The following is a 15,954-nucleotide window of genomic DNA, read 5'->3' on the forward strand; positions in this document are numbered from 1 at the left end:
GATCCTAGTACCAGTGGTTGGCCTGCCAGAACGACCACGCGCCACAGGGGCTGTCGTAGCGGCTGTTCATGTAGTTGAGGCCCCACTTGATCTGGGTCGCCGGGTTGGTCTGCCAGTCGGCGCCGGCCGAAGACATCTTCGAGCCCGGCAGTGCCTGGACGAGACCGTACGCGCCGGAAGACGGGTTCTGCGCGCGGTAGTTCCAGGTGGACTCGTGGTTCACGATGTTGCTGAAGCACTGGAACTGGTCGGCGGGGACCATCTGTCGTGCGATCGCCTTGACCTCGGCGACAGTGTAGGAACTCTGCGCGGAGAAGCTCGAAGCGTCGCGCACCGCGTCACGGTTGGCGCGCGCTTCCGCGGCCTCCCGCTCGCGCTCGGCCTCGTCCTCGGCGGCTTCCTTCTTCGCCTTGGCGGTCTTGGCGGCCTGGATGCGGGCGGCTTCCTCGGCGGACTTCTTCGCGGCCGCGTCGGCCGCAGCGGCCTGTGCGTCGGCCTGCTGCGTCAGGGACGAGACCTGAACCTGGGCCTGCTGGCCCACGGGTATGTCTGCGAGGAGCGTCCCGTCGGCTGCCGCTGCCTCGAGGTTGTCCCCCGAGGGCTGGGTATTGCCCGACGCAACGCCCACTACGGCGCCGACGGTGGTGACCGCAGTGGCAGATGCCACGGCGAATCCCCGGACCGAGATCCGGCTCACACGGTGTCCTTCCAGCAACGCCCGCATAGGTGACCTCGCGGGCGCAATCGTGCCCCTGACGCTGGCCTCCCCATTTCCTGGGTCACGGGAGGCGCGGGCCCGGTGGGCAACTCCCTTGCGAGAGTAGCCGCATGATGCTTCACGGGCGGCATACGACGGCAGATCTTGAGTTGTGTGGTGCTGTGCACCTCTGTTGGTGCTGGTGTGCCGTATGCGGGGCCTGACGGAAGCAAGACTCTGCCGGAAGCCGACGCCGCAAGGCAATTCTTCGTTGCGTGTGAAAGCTCACACCCCGTTTGGGCCAGGAGTTTTACGGAAACCGGCGGACAGCAAGACGCCGCCCGGCTACGCTCTTGCGCTCCCGCCGGGCGGCGTCAACTGCCTTATTCCGTACTAGATATGGCCTTCCTCCAGCATTTCGGTCACGAGCGCGGCGATCTGCGAGCGCTCGGAGCGAGTGAGGGTGACATGGGCGAAAAGCGGATGGCCCTTCAACTTCTCGACAACGGCGACGACTCCGTCATATCGGCCGACGCGCAGATTGTCCCGTTGCGCCACGTCATGAGTCAGAACGACCCGGGAATTCGCCCCGATTCGGGACAGAACAGTCAACAGGACGTTCCGTTCCAGGGACTGGGCCTCATCGACGATGACGAACGCGTCATGCAGCGAGCGGCCCCGGATGTGGGTGAGCGGCAGGACCTCGAGCATGCCGCGCCCCAGCACCTCCTCGATCACTTCACGGCCCGCCACGGCCGAGAGAGTGTCGAAGACCGCCTGTGCCCAGGGGCTCATCTTCTCGGCCTCGGTGCCGGGCAGATAGCCGAGCTCCTGCCCGCCCACCGCGTACAGCGGCCGGAAGACCATCACCTTCTGATGCTGCCTGCGCTCCAGGACCGCCTCGAGGCCTGCGCACAGCGCCAGCGCCGACTTTCCGGTGCCGGCCCGGCCGCCGAGCGAGACGATGCCGACGTCCGGGTCGAGGAGCAGATCGAGGGCGATGCGCTGCTCGGCACTGCGGCCGTGGATGCCGAAGGCCTCCCGGTCGCCGCGCACCAGCTGGACATTGCCCTCGGCCGTGATCCTGCCCAGCGCCTTGCCGCGCTCGGACTGCAGGACGAGACCGGTGTGGACGGGAAGGTCGGTCGCTTCGGGGACGTACAGCGTCTCCTCTCCGTACAGCAGATCCACCTGTTCGGCGGAGAGGGGCAGTTCGGCCATACCGGTCCAGCCGGAGTCGGTGATGGCCAGCTCGGCGCGGTACTCCTCGGCCAGCAGGCCGACGGACGAGGCCTTGATACGGAGGGGCAGATCCTTGGAGACGACCGTGACGTCGTACCCCTCGGCCTGCAGATTGCGCGCTACCGCCAGAATCCGTGAGTCGTTGTCCCCCAATCGGAAGCCGGCCGGAAGGACGCCGGGATCGGAGTGGTTGAGCTCGACACGGAGCGTGCCGCCGAGGTCGCCCATGGGGATGGGGGCGTCGAGGCGTCCGTACCGGATCCGGAAGTCGTCCAGCAGGCGCAGCGCCTGCCGGGCGAAGTAACCGAGCTCCGGGTGGTGCCTCTTGGCCTCCAGCTCCGTGATCACCACGATCGGGAGCACGACTTCGTGCTCGTCGAAGCGGGTCAGGGCATTCGGATCGGCCAGCAGGACGCTGGTGTCGAGAACGTAGGTGCGCCTGTCGGGCATGCGGCGCTTCGTGCTGTTCACCACGGAAGGACGTACCCCCTCGGATGAGGTCGGGGTGCGACGGCGTCGCGGGCGATGGGACCGGGCTCCGGCCACGATGCACGGGCCGAGCTCCGGCCCGGCCCGTAGTCCGCACAAGAGGTGCGGTCCTTCGTGTGCAAAGGGCCTCCCGGGTGAACGGTCTGGGCCGCTCACTGAGATACGACGTTCGTGGATCGGACGTCGACCTGGAAGGGATATTCCCTCGAACATGCGCAGCCATGCCATGGCATATGACGACGCGTAGATGAACAGAGGGCGATTGCCTCTGCTGGGGGGCTACGGAAGGGAGGGGCTGTGGTGCCTCAATTGCCGTAGCGGCGGTGGCGTGCGGCGTAGTCGCGCAGCGCGCGGAGGAAGTCGACCTTGCGGAAGGCCGGCCAGAAAACTTCGCAGAAGTAGTACTCCGAGTGGGCGCTCTGCCAGAGCATGAATCCGGACAGACGCTGCTCACCGCTGGTGCGGATGACCAGGTCCGGGTCGGGCTGGCCACGGGTGTAGAGGTGCTCGGAGATGTGTTCGACGTCGACGATCTCGGCGAGCTCCTCGAAGCTCGTGCCCTTGTCGGCGTGCTCCAGGAGAAGGGAGCGCACGGCGTCCGCGATCTCCTGGCGGCCGCCGTAGCCCACGGCGACATTCACGAGTATGCCGTCACGCCCTACGGTCGTCTGCTCGGCTTCCTTCAGTACCGACTGGGTGCGGTCGGGCAGCAGGTCCAGCGTGCCGACGTGGTGCACACGCCAGCGGCCGTCGGCGGCGAGGTCGCGGACCGCGTTCTCGATGATGCCGAGGAGCGGGATGAGCTCCTCCTCGGGGCGGTCCAGGTTGTCCGTGGACAGCAGCCAGAGGGTGACGACCTCGACATCGGTCTCGGCGCACCAGCCGAGGAGCTCCTGGATCTTGCTCGCGCCGGCCTTGTGCCCCTGCTCGGCCGTGCCGCCCGACGCCTTGGCCCAGCGCCGGTTGCCGTCGAGGATGACGCCGATGTGCTTGGGCACCTGGGCGTGGTCGAGTCGGCCTTCCACCCGGCGTGCGTAGAGCCCGTACACCAGGTCGCGCAGGTTCACTGTTCTTGTACCCTCCGTGCGGCAGTCCCCGAAGCCGCCACAGTACTGCGCACGGGCCACAGCGGCCCAACCCGGCCTGTCACAAGTCCGTGATAGGGAGGGATGCGTGACTGATTCCTCCCCCTACCGTGCCGCCGCGAGCCGTTACGAGTCGATGGAGTACCGGCGTACCGGCCGCTCCGGGCTCAAGCTCCCCGCCCTTTCGCTCGGCCTCTGGCACAACTTCGGCGACGACCGCACGCTCGACTCGCAGCGCGCGATCCTGCGCCGCGCTTTTGACCTGGGCGTGACGCACTTCGACCTGGCAAACAACTACGGCCCTCCGCCCGGTTCGGCCGAGCTCAATTTCGGCAAGATCTTTGCCCAGGACTTCACGCCGTACCGTGATGAACTGGTCATTTCGACCAAAGCGGGCTATCTCATGCACCCCGGCCCCTACGGCGAGTGGGGCTCGCGGAAGTATCTGCTGTCCTCGCTCGACGCGTCCCTGAAGCGGATGGGGCTGGATTACGTCGACATCTTCTACTCCCACCGCTTCGACCCGGACACTCCGCTCGAGGAGACGATGGGCGCGCTGGCCTCCGCCGTGCAGCAGGGCAAGGCGCTTTACGTGGGTGTGTCGTCGTACAACGCGGAGCAGACCGCCGAGGCGGCCAGGCTGCTGAAGGAGATGGGTGTCCCGGCCCTCATCCACCAGCCCTCGTACTCGATGATCAACCGCTGGATCGAGGACGACGGACTGCTCGACACGCTGGAGAGCGCCAGTATGGGCTGCATCTCCTTCGTGCCGCTCGCGCAGGGCCTGCTCACCGGCAAGTACCTCAAGGGCATCCCGGAGGGCTCGCGGGCCACACAGGGCAAGTCCCTGGACCCGGATCTGCTCTCCGACGAGGTCGTACGGCGGCTGAACGGGCTGAACGACATCGCCGCCCGGCGCGGCCAGTCACTCGCCCAGCTGGCGATCTCCTGGGTGCTGCGGGACCCGCGGATGACCTCCGCGCTGATCGGCGCCTCCAGCGTGCAGCAGCTTGAGGAGAACGTCGCGGCGCTGGCGGGACAGCCGCTGAGCGCGGATGAGTTGAAGGAGATCGACGCCTTCGCCGTGGACACCGAGGGCACCAACATCTGGGCCGGGCGGAGCTGACACAAGGCCGGAGAACAGAAAACGGGCCGGTCCGTGGGGGGGATACGGACCGGCCCGAGGGGGGGTTTCCACCATAACCCTTCGTCAGTGGTGCCGAGTGCCACGCCATGCCGTAACTACGCTCCGAATGCGGCAGACGGCGGGGCTGCCGGTGACCCGGGGCGGAAAGTGCCTGGTGCCGGCCTCGCAGCGGCCTGGAGCCGTACCCCTCAAGGGTGACCCCCGAGCGCGGGCGCCGGATTGACGCAGGGGGCCGTTCCGGCAACTCGTCAGGCCACTGGTTCCTTGGTCTTGTTGGCGGTCTTGTTGGCGACAATCCGCTCCATGAAGATGTCGCCCCACTCGCCGAGCGGCAGCAGAGCGGTGTTGAGCGCCTGCCCGAGCTCGGTGAGGGAGTACTCCACGCGCGGCGGCACCTCCCGGTACACCTCGCGGTGCACGACGCCGTCCGCCTCCAGCTCGCGCAACTGCTGGATGAGCATCTTCTCGCTGACGCCGCTCACATGGCGCTTCAGTTCCCCGAAGCGGTACGTCCCGTCATGCAGCGCCCAGAGAATGAGCGGCTTCCACTTCCCGCCGACGACGTCGACGGCGGCGTCGAGACCGCAGGTGTAGGAAGGCTTGACCTTGGCCACCGCAACTCCTCGGATGCGTCCAACACTTACCTTTTCGCCAGTACATCACTCTACGGGAGTCACGATGAGGACAAGAACTGTCCTAGATGAATCCTGGAGTCGTTCGCATGACGACGCGCAGTGTGACGTGGACCGAAGCAAACGCCCGCCGGCTGGTGCGCCAGGGACTGGCCGCCCCCGCGGGGAGCTCCCCCGCCGGGATCGCCGCCGCCATGCTCGGCGCGCATGCGCAGGTGCTGTCCGCCGCCGAGCTGTCCCTCGCGCTGCGGCTGGACGGCGGCCGGACACGGGCCGATGTTCGCGAGGCGCTGTGGACGGACGGCAGCCTGGTGAAGACATACGGACCCCGCGGCACCGTCCATCTGCTGGCCGCGGTCGATCTGCCGCTGTGGACCGGGGCGCTGTCCGCGATCCCGGCCGGGGGGAGTCCGATGCCCGCAGACGTACGGATGACGGCCGAGCAGACCGACAAGGTCGTCGCGGCCATCGGGGACGCACTCGCCGGTGCCGAGCTGACGATCGACGAGCTGACGGACGCGATCGTGGCGCGCACCGGGCCCTGGGCCGGGGACAGGGTGATGGACGCCTTCCAGGACAAGTGGCCGCGCTGGCGGCAGGTGACGCACACGGCCGCGCACCGCGGGGTGCTTGCCTTCGGACCCAACCGCGGCCGCAAAGTGACGTACACCAGCCCCGGCGTGACCCCCATGGAGTCAGCCGCCGCGCTCTCGGATCTCGTACGACGCTATCACGCCTACGGGCCCGCAACACCGCAGCACTTCGCCACCTGGCTAGCTGCGCCCAGAAGTTGGGCCATCGAGCTGTTCACAACGCTGGCGGGCGATGGAGCGATCGAGGAAGTGGCGTTCGAGGGCGACCCGGCCTGGGTGGCGGCCGGTGACACCGGCTTCCCCGACGCGCCCGCGCGGGGTGTGCGGCTACTGCCGTACTTCGACGCGTACGCCATCGCCTCGCAGCCGCGCGAGCTGCTCTTCCCCGGCGCCGCGTACGAGCGGGCGCTGGCAGGCGGAGGGCGGGGAACTACCCCGTGGTGCTCGTCGACGGGACCGTCGCCGGGGTGTGGCACCAGCGGCGCTCCGGACGGCGGATCGCGGTGACGGTGGAGCCGATCGGGAAGACGCTCCGCGCCGCGCCGCGCCGAGAGCTCGAAGAGCAGGTGGAGCGGGTCGGCGAAGTCCTCGAAGAGCGGGCCGAGTTGACGGTGGGGAAGGTCACGGTCGGGGCGCATGCCTGAGGCGTAGCAGGGTGACGCCGTCGCGCCGGGCGATGCGCTCGTACCCGTACTTCCGCTGCGCGGCTTCCAGTTCGGCAGCCTGCTGTTCGGGCGGGTAGGGCCAGTGGCCCGTCTTGTACGGCCAGGCCTCGGGCGCCCTGCTGTCATGGATGATCCACTCGGCGGTCGGGCGGGGCAGCTGCTTCCTGTCGTACTCATAGAGCCGCGAGTCGACCGGGAAGGTCGGGAAGAGGACGACCTCGCAGCGCGAAGTGAGCTGCGGAGCGAGCCGGTTGGAGGCGGCGACGGTCGCGCCGTCGGGGATCCGGTCGAGCAGCGAACGGGCCGCCTCGATGTGTGGCGTCGTGCGCCAGGTGGCGCGCTGGGCCAGCTGGGCGAGCGGGAACGACGGCAGCATGACGGCGGTGACGGCCAGGACGGTGGCGAGCGAGGCACGGATCTGGCGGGTGGCCAGCGGATGGTCGGAGCCGCGCCACTGTCGCAGGGAGTCGATGAGGCCGGCGAAGACGATCGGCATCAGTACGGCGCTGTAGTGGAAGGAGGTGCCCCAGTGGAAACCGTTCTGCGACAGCATGCGCCAGGCGAGCGTGGGCAGGGCCAGGAGCGCGAGCGGCGAGCGCAGCGCGAGCAGCGCGGACGGGGCGAAGACCAGGATCACGGTCATGGCCTTGATGTCGGGGCGCAGCGCGTCGAGCGGTGCGAAGGCGAGGGTGCTGAGCAGTGAGCTGTGCGCGCCCTCGGCGAGGAGACCGCCGTGTGCGTACCCGCCCGCGGAATTGAAGGCGGGCAGCAGCAGCTTGATCTCGACGGCCGATGCGAGCAGACCGGCCACCGCGGTGACGATGCCGAGGCGGCGCGGGCCCTTCCAGGCGACGTAACAGCCAAGGGCGGCGAGGGTCAGCCCGAGGTCCTCCTTGACCAGGACCAGTGGGGCGGCCCAGGCGACGGCCGGCCCCCAGCGCCGCCGGCCAAGCGCCTCCAGGGCGAAGGCGAGCAGCGGCACGGCAAACGCGACCTCGTGGAAGTCGAAGGCGGCGGCCGATGCGATGCCCCAGCTCAGGCCGTAGCCGAGGGCGACGGCATGCGCAGAGCGCCGGCCGAGCACCCGCAGGGCCCAGCGCACGAGCGGCACGGCGGCGAGGGCGAGGAGCGCGGACTGGGCGACAAGAAGACAGACGGGGGACGGCCAGACGCGGTAAAGGGGGGCGAGGACGGCGAGCGCGGGGTGGAAGTGGTCGCCGAGCAGATTGAACTGCTCGCCGCGCAACGGGACGACGGGCGGACGCAGTTGGGAGTAGGAGCGGACGGCCTGGTCGAAGATGCCGAGGTCGAAGCCGGTGGTGCGGAGCAGCGTATGACGGCGTACGGAGACGGTGGCGTAGAGCAGAAAGAACGCCGCCGCCCAGCTCCAGGGGAGCAGGGCGGCGGGGAAGCGGGCAGTGGGGCGGTATCCGGGCTCCGGGAAGGGGGCGGGAACGAGGGAGCGCAGCAGTCCACGCCGAGTCGCCGCATTGTCAGAAAATGTCCGCATGTGTCCAGATGCTAGACGGGCCTGCCGGTGCTGGACGGGCTTGACCGCCCCGATGTCGCCAAGCGCACTGCGTCACCGAGCACCCTCTGACCGCCCGTCGCGTTTTTCAGACGGCGGACAGGACTGAAGATCAAGACGCGACGTGGCGGCAGAACGGTCCGGACCTGAGCTTGGTGGGCGGTGGCCCGGCCCTCTCTGCGAGGTCAGCTCAGCAGTTGGTTCTGCAGCACGACCGTCTGGTGGAAGGGGACCGCGTGGGCCTTGCCCTTCCGGGACTGGACGATCAGGGCGAGGGTGTCGCCCGCGACGACATAGGCCTGGCGGGTCTCTTCCGCGCCTGCGGGCGGGTTCTCCAGGTAGACGTACGTCGCGGTCGGCAGGTCGCTGCCCGAGGTGTCCCAGTCGGGGTCGAGCTTGAACTCGGCCGTGCCGGCCAGCGTGGCTCCGGGCGTCGCGCCGATACCGATCTCATCGTCCTTGAACGAGTCCGCAGAAGCGGCCGAGTCGAACTGAAGTAGATACACCCGGGAAGCCGTGCCGTCGGGCATGGTCCAGCCGCGGGCCGCGATGTGCCGGACCGCGTAGTCCTTGAGCGCGAGCTCAAGGTCGGCCCGCTTCCCCTCCTCGTACTCGGCGGTGAACTGCTTCGACGTCACCCAACCGCCGTTGAGCTTCTTGTCGACGGTCGCCGTCGCCGGCGCGGGCAGCAGGAGTTTCCGCTCGTCGGCGTAATGGATCTCTTCCCTGTTCCCTTCGGTGAAGGGGCGCGGGGTGTCCTTCGGGAGCGCGGGCAGCGACAGCTTCGGATAGTCCCAGCGGCCGTCGCTCTCGGTGGCGAGTCCCGGGACGTCCCTGCGCTCCGTCGACGTGATGCCCGCGGCGGTCCCTGCGCCGAGGCTGCCGCAGACGAGCACCGCGACGGTCCAGCGGATCACAGCCCGCAGGACCCGGCGGTCGCGTACGGGGACGGGGGCAGCGGGGGCTGCGGGGGCTTCCGGGCCGGCGGGCTCAGCGGGAACGGCGGGTGGCGCCTCCGGCATCGGGGGCACGGGTGCCGTTTCCGTGGTCGGCTCGGTCATACGTACTCCCCAGGGGACGCGATGTGGTCGAGCTGCTTCTTCACCAGCTCGGCGACGGCGGACTTGTCGAACGGCTTGGTGCCGTACGCGGTGACGCTCACGAACAGCTCGGAGTCGAATGCCGAGCAGGCCATCGCCTCCAGGTCGGACTTGCCCTTGTCCTCCCCGTACGCCTTGCCCTGAGGCAAGAGGAAGCAGGCGGACTTCTTGTGGTCCTTGATCTTCGGGCCCTTGCGGAACTCGAGCAGCTCGGCCAGCTCCGTCCTGAGCTCGAACAGATCGTGGATCCGCTTCTTGTCCTTCATCTGCGTGATCTGCACCTCGACGACGAGGTCGTTCGCGTCCGAGGCGAACGAGCGCAGGGCGATGCCCTTGACGCCCAGCTTGTCGATCCGCTTCTCGAAGTCGCGGCGCTTCTTGCCGGACAGACCGCGGCCTCCCTCCTTGATGAGGGCGACCGCCTCCTTGTCCCCGATCTCGCCGTCGTTTCCGTACGACTCGATGTCCGGGCCGAGGCGGTAGCCGAGCGGCACCGGCAGCAGCAGCTTGCTGAGCGGCGTCGCTGCCCGGCCGCGCCCGGCGTTGCTCGCCGGGTCCTCGGCCGGGTCGTCATCGGCCGGGCCCCATGTGGTGGTCGGGGCGGTGCGGTCGGCGCGGTCGACGGCGAGCCCGGTGTAGGTGAGTCCGCCGGCGACGGCGCCGAGGACGAGCACGGAGGGAAGCACGGTGGCGAGGAGGCGGCGCACGCGGGCGGGCTTGCGTACGGGCGCGACCTCGGACTCCGCGACGGGCTGGGCCACCGGCTCCGGCTCCGGCACGGACTGCGGGGCATCGGCTGCCGCGACCGGCCGGGCGTCAGCTGCCGCGACCGGATGGGCCTGGGGGTCCGGCACGGACTGGGCCTGGGGCTCCGGCACGGACTGGGCCTCGCGCTCCGCGACCGGCTCGGCGAGCTGGTCTTGGGGTGTCCGGTCCTCGTTCACAGGCGCTCCAGCTGTCGCTCGGCCAGGGTGCGGATGTCGTTTTTGCTGATGCGCTTGGTGTCGAAGATGTTGATGTCGACCGTGATGTCGCCGCGCTGGAAGATGGCACGGGCCCGGTAAAGCGGCAGATAACCCGCTTTCTCATGGACCTTGTAGAGGTAGTACCGGCCGTTCCCGCTGCCCTTCAGCGCGTCGCCCTCGTTGCCCGCGCCGTCCTCGGCCTCCGGCATGTAGCCGTGCTGGCCCTCTGCGTGGTCCCTGGCGCCCTCGCCCGAGCGGAACTGGACGAGCCTGACGTTCGTGTTCTTGAACTCGCCCTGCTGCCAGGCGGCCGCAGCGACTCGGCGGATGTCCGACTTCACGAGAGTCTCGAACATGTAGGCCTCGCTCTCGAAGTCGAGGGCGTAGCTCGCCGTGTCCACCCAGCCGTCGTTCACCCACCACATGTCGGCCTTGCGGGCACCCGACGGCTTGTCGAGCAGCAGCTTGCGCAGATCGCCGTCCGTCTTGACCTTGCGGTCCTCGCCGGCGGACAGCGGAGCCGGGCGCTTGTTCTCCGGGAGCGGCTTCACCGGGTACGCCAGATCCGCCTGGCTCAGCGCGGGCAGCGGCGTGGGCTCGCGGTCGGCCTGCACTCCGTAGCCGACGGCCGTACCGCCGACGAGGCCGATGACCGCGGCAGCGGCGACGATCAGCGCGGTGCGGCCACGGCGGCGGGCGGGTCGGCTCACGGGCTCGCCCTCCGCCTCCGGGGCCGGGGCCGGGACCGGGACCGCTGTCGGCACCGGCAACGCCGCGAGCTCCTGCGCGGGCTGCGGCACGGGCTCCAGCGCCTGTGTGTCCTGCGTTTCCAAAGGGTCCCCCCACGAGACCTGAGGCGCGGATTCCGTTATCCGCGCACAGAACTGACACGCTGGAGGCGGGTGGGGTTGTGGCGCGGCACATTACATTTCCGCATAGGACGAAGAAGCGGTCGTATGCGGCGCGGACCATGGGCTTGACGTCCACCACTGGCGGGACATCGCCGTCCCGCAGGATCAGCAAGTCAGGGATGTGCCGGCACGTCTTGCGCGACACATCGGCGCTGAGGAGGACCGGCTGCGCGAAGATGCCCGTCACCTCGCGGGCAAATTCCGCATAGAGCAGTCGTGTCAGCTCGAGCCGCTACTCGTAGATCACAGAACAGGCGACGCCGGCACACCTGCACGTCCAACTTCCCTGTCCCCTGGGCCAGACAGGGGCCACAACACATGGAAGGGGACATCAGAAACCAGACACCACAAGGCCGCCGAGCAGCAGTCCCGCAAGCGCCCCCACGATCATGAAAGGCCCGAACGGGATCGCGGTCTTTCGGCCGGCGCGACGCAGGACGATGAGCCCGAGCCCGTAGACCGAGCCGAGCAGAAAGCCGGCGAAGGCACCGGTGAAGAGCACCGCCCAGCCGTACCAACCGAGGACGACGCCCAGCGAGAGGGCGAGTTTGACGTCGCCGAAGCCCATGCCGTTGGGGTGGATGAGGAAGAGCACGAAGTAGGCGGCGCCGAGGACGAGTCCGCCGAGCAGCGCCGTGGGCCAGGAGCCCGCGGCGCCGGGAAGCAGCGCGGCGAGCCCGAGGAGCGCGGCGGCCGCGGCAGCGAGCGGGAGGGTCAGCTGGTCGGGCAGCCGGTGGACATTGCGGTCGACGAGGGCGAGCAGTACGGCGAAGGGCGTGAGGAGCAGCCAGACGGCGAGCTCGGGGCGCGGTCCGGTGGCGGCGGCGAGGGCGGCGCAGCTGAGGGCGGTGACGAGGGGGACAAGGGGGGCGGGACGCGGTGTGGGCGCTTCGGTGTCGCGGGGTGCCGCGGTCCGGGCCGTCTTCCGGGCCGTCTTGCGGACCGGAACGGCCGCGGCGCAGTCCGCACAACGCGCGCCGCCCAGCCAGCCCCGCGCGGGCCCCGTGAACGCGTGCCCGGCGGGGCAGCTCTCGCGCCACGCCTGCTCAGGCTCGACGGAGAGCCGGTACACGGCGCGCGGGACGAGCAGCCCCGTGGCGGCGCCCCAGAGGGCGGCGACGGCGATCAGCGTGGCGTACACGGCAGCGAGCGTAAGCGGCGCCTGGGGCACGGTCATGGGCCCGGGGGCCCACTTTCGGGCACCAGGGGCCCAGAACCGTAGCGGCCGGCCAACTACCGCTACCGTCTTCGTCCATGAGGAAATGGCGCAATGGGGTGGGCACGATGACCGTCCCGGGACAGGTCGACGCCGCGGACACGGACACGGACACGGCAGTGAAGGTGGAAATCGCCGCGTCGTACAAGGCGAGGCGGCGCGGCCTGCTGGGGCGGGACGGGATCGACGGCGCGATCATGCTCACGCCGTGCAATAGCGTTCACACCTTCCGGATGCGGTTCACGATCGATGTGGCCTATCTGGACAAGGAGTTGAAGGTCGTGGACGTGCGGACGATGGAGCCGGGGCGGCTCGGGATGGTCCGCTTCCGGGGGCGTCATGTGCTGGAGGCGGAGGCCGGCGCCATGGCGGAGTGGGGGCTGCGGCCAGGTGTCCGGGTGGCGATCGAGGCTGCGTCGCACGCGGATTAGTACTGCAACCGGACTCGCCCTTCGGGCTCCGTCGGCGACTCCGCGGTGTCCGGCCAAGAGACGCGAACCGCCTCGCCGGCGCCGCACCAACGGAGCACTACGCCCCGTCATGCAAGGGCGGGTGTCCGACCTACCCTGACCTGCGGCGATTCCCGGAGTGTGGTTGCAGTATTGGCGGCCTTAGGGAAGCTTCCCCGACTGCCTCCGGATGAGCTCAGACGGGACCTCGGGCGTGGTCTCGTCGATGAAGTTGGCCGTGTAGAACGTGACGAGGCTCGCTCCCCGTCGTACGACATAGAACACGAGCGGCACCTTGTCACCTTCGACCGCGCCCGTCACCTGGTAGGCGATCGACTCGTCGCCGGCCTTCGGGGTGGGGAGCTTCTTCGCCTCGGAGTAGGTCGACACCCCGTCCCCGCCGTGAGTGGTGAATCCACCGGCGCAGGCGTCCACGGCAGCTCGTAGGGACGTGATGACCTGCTGTGCTCCCCCGTCCGCGTGGGAGGTGAGAATCAGGGTGACCACGGTCTGGGTCTCCTCGCCCTCCTCTGTCGAGTCGACCGCCGTGCGGTACACGGTGGCGGCGGCAGCGGGCTCAGGCGCTCCGTTGATCACGGCGGCGAGCGGCTCACAGGCAGGCTTGTCCGACTTTTCCGTGCCGGGTCCCTCGCCGCCCTGCATCGGGGTGACGTCGAAGCCTGCCACTTCTCCGCTGACCAGCGCCGCCTTCGTCAGTTCGGCCTTGGTCAGGGTCTTGCCGCTGCTCGGCTTCTCGGGGACGGGCGGCGCGGTGGACTCGGACGGCGGCGAGGCGTCCGTCGCGGGGTCGGACGGGGCCGCGGACGTCTTGGCGGGCTTGCCGTCGCCCTTGCCCTTGTCGTCGCCCTCGCAGGCGGTAGCCGTTACGATCGCGAGCGCGGCGGCGGCAACGGCCGTCACGACGCGCCGCGTGGTACTCCGGGTCCCCGTGCTCATCCCGTTCCCATCTGATCGCGTTTGTGCGTCGCACGCTAGCAACGGTGCTCCCGGCGGCGCATGGGTCCACGGGCCCATTCCTCACGCGCCGTTCGGCGCGCCCGGAACCAGCGTTTCCCGCACGGTGTCACTGCCGTACTCCTCCACCCAGCGGGCCTCGTCCGCCCTGTTGCCCATGCGGATGCCGAACGTCCACGCCGGGTCGAGGAAGAGGGTGTGTCCGCCCTCGAAGTCGAGTGCGAGGCCAATGGTGGTTCCGGCGTCTCCCCCGTACCCGCGCAGTTCCGTGCAGCTCAGCTCGTCCCGTCCGTCGCCGAACAGCTGCTCACCGCACGAGGCCAGGACGACCTCGTCCTCCGCCTCGGCGAGCAGGTCGACATCGGCCCACCCGGCGGCCGTGACCGGGCGGGCGGCCAAGTGGCCGAACTGCCCTTCGGACGCGAGCCGAATCAGGCCCTGGTCCAGTCGCAGCCAGAGGACCAGTGGCTGCGGGCGGAATTCAGGGACGTCGTCGTCCCGGTCGATCCACCCCGGGACGAGGACGTCACGGACACGGCGCCCCGTGAGCATCTCAGCGACCTGCCGCGCCACGCTGCTCATGGGTCAGCCCTTCTTCTTCGGCACCTTTTTGGTGATCTCGATCCCGGTGTCCATGCCCTCGCCGGACTTGAGGGCAGTCCAGAAGTCACCGTTCTCCCTCAGGACGACCGTCACGCCCTTGCCACGATAGATCAGGCCCTCCGGCTCGCCCTTCTTCAGCGTGCCCTTGCCGACAAGTTCGAACGTGCCGTCCTTGATCGCGTTCGCGATGTCCTCCCGGAACCGCGGGCCGTCCTCCTTGAGCTTCTTGTACTTGGTGCCCAGCGCGTCCTCGACGAGCTTCTTGTGGCGCAGGAAGTGGTCCTTGAACTTCTTGGCGTCGCCTTCACCGACATCCGGCTTCCTCGCCGCCTCGACCTCACCGTCCGACATGTCGCAGTCGTTGTTGTGCACGAGGGCATTGGCCCCGCCCACGCCGACGAAGTAGGTGTGCACTCCTTCGACGGCGAGGTCGTGCGTCGTCTGCCGCTGCACATAGTGGCGGGCGGTCAGGACCTGCAGGCTGCTGCCAATGTCCGTACGCAGTCGCGCGCCGCGCCGGATATCGCCGGCGTCCGCCCAGCGGCGCTCGTCGGTGAGCCAGAAGGGGTGCGTGTCCGTGGCCGTGACGAGCGCCGTACCGGACGGAGTCCGCACCGTCAGCCGGGTGAACTCCTTGTCGTCGTACGTCGTGAACGTCCGCGTGACCTGTCGCCCGCCGGCCACCCCTGTCCCAGGGTCGGCCGCCTCCACCCGCATACCCTCGCGTACGGTCTCGATCGGGACCCGGCGCCCGTCAGCGAGGAGGACGAGCGTGCCCGGCAGGAAGCTGTGCCGGACGGGGCAGGTCGTCGGCTTGTCGTCCGGTTTCTTCTCATCCGGTTTCTTCTGGTTGGGGTCGTACTTCTTCTTCGCGTCCTCGAGCGCCTTCTCGGCGTCCTTGACTTTCTTGCGGTTCTTGATCAGCCCCTTGAGGCCGTCGTACAGGTCGCCGCCGTGCTTCTTGAGCTTCTTGACGAGCTCCACGGCCTTTTTCCACTTCCACGGCGCCCCGTACTTCGCGGCCAGCTTGCCGACCGCGCCACCGACCAGACTCAGCAGCACATTGACGAGCGTTTCGGTGCACGCCCCCATGTCGCCCTTGGTGACACAGTCGAGGGCGTCCGTGATGCCGAGCTCATCGGCCAGGATCTTCGCCAGCTCCTTGGCTGCCTCGATCGCCTTGTCCCGGTCCGCCTTTTCCGCGTCCTGCGCATCCTGAAGGTCCTTCAGGGCTTTCTCGTACGCGATCTGTTCCGGTGACTTCGGTGTTCCCGTGTTGTCGTTGACCGGCTGGTCGCCGCCGGGATCGTCGTCACCGGTCGCCCGGTCGTCCTGCGCCTCGGGCTGCCCGCCTCCGCCGCATTCGCCCCCGCCGGTGACGCGGCAGACCTGGTTGCTGATCCCCTCCGCCAGCGTCGGCCCGACGCCGGTACCCACGAGAGCGCCGACGATCGCCGCCACAACAACCACCAGGCCGACGTACTCGATCGCGGTCTGGCCCCGATCGCACCGGTGGCGCTTGCGCAGTCCGAGCAAGCGCGCATCGGTCCGCGGAGTGAGGGCCCGCAGTAACCGGCGGCCCTCTCGGCGTACATCCCCCAGAACAGACATGACGCCACGCTAGGTGTGATCGGGGCACCCGTCATGGGCCCCCGGG

14 protein-coding genes and 1 pseudogene are annotated in these 15,954 nt (G+C 69.1%); 3 read left to right on the forward strand and 12 right to left on the reverse strand.

Translation table 11 applies throughout. The features are described from left to right. Nucleotides 1–4 precede the first annotated feature (4 nt). The 3 genes from QFZ67_RS13750 to QFZ67_RS13760 all read right to left on the reverse strand — a co-directional run bounded on the left by QFZ67_RS13750 (nt 5) and on the right by QFZ67_RS13760 (nt 3,495). Nucleotides 5–697, reverse strand: a complete 693-nt coding sequence (locus QFZ67_RS13750; RefSeq protein ID WP_307661383.1) for a transglycosylase SLT domain-containing protein — start codon at nt 695–697, stop codon at nt 5–7. A 393-nt stretch (nt 698–1,090) separates the two neighbouring features. Beyond that, complete coding sequence (locus QFZ67_RS13755; protein ID WP_307661384.1) at nt 1,091–2,413, reverse strand: PhoH family protein; 1,323 nt, start codon at nt 2,411–2,413, stop codon at nt 1,091–1,093. 320 nt (nt 2,414–2,733) lie between these two features. After that, a complete protein-coding gene (locus QFZ67_RS13760) occupies nt 2,734–3,495 on the reverse strand; it encodes an isoprenyl transferase (protein ID WP_307661385.1) in 762 nt (253 codons plus the stop codon). Nucleotides 3,496–3,601: 106 nt separating this feature from the next. Here QFZ67_RS13760 and mgrA point away from each other — a divergent pair, with 106 nt between their 5' ends. Beyond that, nucleotides 3,602–4,639: an L-glyceraldehyde 3-phosphate reductase gene (mgrA, locus tag QFZ67_RS13765; RefSeq protein WP_307661386.1), complete on the forward strand. Its 1,038-nt coding sequence runs from the start codon at nt 3,602–3,604 to the stop codon at nt 4,637–4,639. A 269-nt stretch (nt 4,640–4,908) separates the two neighbouring features. Here mgrA and QFZ67_RS13770 read toward each other — a convergent pair whose 3' ends face one another. Further along, nucleotides 4,909–5,274, reverse strand: coding sequence for a helix-turn-helix domain-containing protein (locus QFZ67_RS13770; RefSeq protein ID WP_307661387.1), 366 nt, complete (start codon nt 5,272–5,274; stop codon nt 4,909–4,911). Between the two features lie 212 nt (nt 5,275–5,486). On the opposite strand from QFZ67_RS13770, the pseudogene QFZ67_RS13775 reads away from it, so the two are divergent. After that, nucleotides 5,487–6,529: pseudogene (locus tag QFZ67_RS13775) on the forward strand (winged helix DNA-binding domain-containing protein). Here the strand turns inward: QFZ67_RS13775 and QFZ67_RS13780 are convergent. The 5 genes from QFZ67_RS13780 to QFZ67_RS13800 all read right to left on the reverse strand — a co-directional run bounded on the left by QFZ67_RS13780 (nt 6,507) and on the right by QFZ67_RS13800 (nt 12,231). Further along, on the reverse strand, nt 6,507–8,060 hold the full coding sequence (locus QFZ67_RS13780) for a DUF2079 domain-containing protein (protein ID WP_307661388.1): 1,554 nt from the start codon (nt 8,058–8,060) through the stop codon (nt 6,507–6,509). The pseudogene QFZ67_RS13775 and the gene QFZ67_RS13780 sit on opposite strands and share 23 nt — an antisense overlap. Nucleotides 8,061–8,263: 203 nt before the next feature. Beyond that, a complete protein-coding gene (locus QFZ67_RS13785) occupies nt 8,264–9,139 on the reverse strand; it encodes a hypothetical protein (RefSeq protein ID WP_307661389.1) in 876 nt (291 codons plus the stop codon). Next, entirely contained in the window at nt 9,136–10,122 is a 987-nt protein-coding gene (locus QFZ67_RS13790) for a hypothetical protein (RefSeq protein ID WP_307661390.1), read from the reverse strand. Before QFZ67_RS13790 ends, QFZ67_RS13785 begins: the two co-directional genes overlap by 4 nt. Beyond that, nucleotides 10,119–10,976 carry a hypothetical protein gene (locus QFZ67_RS13795; RefSeq protein ID WP_307661391.1) on the reverse strand — a complete coding sequence of 286 codons (858 nt, stop codon included), beginning with the start codon at nt 10,974–10,976 and terminating at the stop codon, nt 10,119–10,121. Before QFZ67_RS13795 ends, QFZ67_RS13790 begins: the two co-directional genes overlap by 4 nt. 409 nt (nt 10,977–11,385) lie before the next feature. Beyond that, complete coding sequence (locus QFZ67_RS13800; protein ID WP_373430028.1) at nt 11,386–12,231, reverse strand: A24 family peptidase; 846 nt, start codon at nt 12,229–12,231, stop codon at nt 11,386–11,388. 77 nt (nt 12,232–12,308) lie between these two features. On the opposite strand from QFZ67_RS13800, the gene QFZ67_RS13805 reads away from it, so the two are divergent. Then, nucleotides 12,309–12,701, forward strand: coding sequence for a DUF192 domain-containing protein (locus tag QFZ67_RS13805; RefSeq protein WP_307661393.1), 393 nt, complete (start codon nt 12,309–12,311; stop codon nt 12,699–12,701). Nucleotides 12,702–12,881: 180 nt separating this feature from the next. Here the strand turns inward: QFZ67_RS13805 and QFZ67_RS13810 are convergent, their stop codons facing one another. From QFZ67_RS13810 to QFZ67_RS13820, 3 genes are all read right to left on the reverse strand, one after another. Next, complete coding sequence (locus QFZ67_RS13810) at nt 12,882–13,640, reverse strand: hypothetical protein (protein ID WP_307661394.1); 759 nt, start codon at nt 13,638–13,640, stop codon at nt 12,882–12,884. A 117-nt stretch (nt 13,641–13,757) separates the two neighbouring features. After that, nucleotides 13,758–14,276: a hypothetical protein gene (locus QFZ67_RS13815; RefSeq protein WP_307661395.1), complete on the reverse strand. Its 519-nt coding sequence runs from the start codon at nt 14,274–14,276 to the stop codon at nt 13,758–13,760. 3 nt (nt 14,277–14,279) lie between these two features. Further along, nucleotides 14,280–15,908, reverse strand: a complete 1,629-nt coding sequence (locus tag QFZ67_RS13820; protein WP_307661396.1) for a Hint domain-containing protein — start codon at nt 15,906–15,908, stop codon at nt 14,280–14,282. Nucleotides 15,909–15,954 lie beyond the last annotated feature (46 nt).

Origin of the sequence: Streptomyces sp. V1I1 (genome assembly GCF_030817355.1) — a bacterium.
GTDB lineage: Bacteria > Actinomycetota > Actinomycetes > Streptomycetales > Streptomycetaceae > Streptomyces.

Coding starts and splice junctions, on each gene's coding strand:
- QFZ67_RS13780 (WP_307661388.1), bottom strand. CDS start 8,060: ATGCGGACATTTTCTGACAATGCGGCGACTCGGCGTGGACTGCTGCGC.
- QFZ67_RS13785 (WP_307661389.1), bottom strand. CDS start 9,139: ATGACCGAGCCGACCACGGAAACGGCACCCGTGCCCCCGATGCCGGAG.
- QFZ67_RS13800 (WP_373430028.1), bottom strand. CDS start 12,231: ATGACCGTGCCCCAGGCGCCGCTTACGCTCGCTGCCGTGTACGCCACG.
- QFZ67_RS13805 (WP_307661393.1), top strand. CDS start 12,309: ATGAGGAAATGGCGCAATGGGGTGGGCACGATGACCGTCCCGGGACAG.
- QFZ67_RS13815 (WP_307661395.1), bottom strand. CDS start 14,276: ATGAGCAGCGTGGCGCGGCAGGTCGCTGAGATGCTCACGGGGCGCCGT.
- QFZ67_RS13820 (WP_307661396.1), bottom strand. CDS start 15,908: ATGTCTGTTCTGGGGGATGTACGCCGAGAGGGCCGCCGGTTACTGCGG.